Here is a 1,097-nt window from a genome sequence, read left to right as displayed (position 1 = left end):
AGCGAGGGGACCTTCCGTCACCCTGCGTTCCAATGGACCGCAGCCGACCCACCACACTTGCGAGGAACGCACGGTGGCGACTTCCTCATTTGTGATTGCTGCGCAATCACAGGGTTTCATCCATAAAAATGGCTGAAACCAGCAACGAGGCAGAAACCTGAATGCAGGAACACTTGCGTTGCTTGCAAAAGGCTAGTTCTAGAAGTCTGGTAGTGCAGGCCCCATCCGAGGCGCTCCGCGCCCCACCTTCCCCGCTTGGACTGCTGTTGTGCGGAGAAGGCAAGCGGCCTGCGGCCGAGCGGTTCGCCGTATTCCGTTCGCCTTCACCCTTCGGGTTCGGTTCACGGACGGCTATCGCAGGGGTCGTATATTCCATTTCTCTGTGGCCAGGGCCTTGAGAAATGGATACGACTCCCAAAAACGTGGATAAACTTCCTCAGTCATCCCTACGGGCTGACAGCCCCTTAGTGGTTCGCAGCGCTCCAATCAGCCGCGCCCTGCGGGCTTGCTTCTTGGGCTGCTATCACATGGCTCACATTAGCCAAGAGCATTTTGATAAACTGGCATGCTCTTGGATGTGAGCGCAACGCTTGAAGGGGCCAGGCTTAGGCCCATACGAGTCATGTGCTAAACGGGTATGGCAAAGCAATATATTTCGTAAATACCTGCACTATCCTAGTTTGTTACTTGACCAGTAGTGGCATGGAACGCTTCCTGCAAGCGTGTAGGAAGTGTCGCCGCAGGCGACGATAGAAGTTTCATTATTTCACACCCCTGTTTTTTAATGGAAAGGGCCCTTTGAACAACTGGTTTTGAACCCCAACCCGTTCTCGCCTCAAAAACAGGGCGAGAACGACCTTCCCCTTCTCCTGTTCGCATAGCGAACAGGTAAGTGGAAGGCAAATGCAGCAATTAAACTTTCTCCGTCAGTCACGCAGTGACTGACACCTCTTTCACGCTTGAAAGAGGCTTCCAAACCACTACTGGCCAAGTAAAATCTAAAATATAGTGCTGATAAGAAGATGACCAGTAAATGCTATGAATGCCTTCTGCAAACTGGTGTGCTCCCCGTCAAGTAGACAGTTCCTAATAATATA

The sequence above is a fragment of the Acidaminococcus sp. AM05-11 genome (assembly GCF_003472805.1).
In the GTDB taxonomy this organism is placed as follows: Bacteria; Bacillota; Negativicutes; order Acidaminococcales; family Acidaminococcaceae; genus Acidaminococcus; species Acidaminococcus hominis.
Note: the sequence above shows the minus strand (reverse complement) of the source record.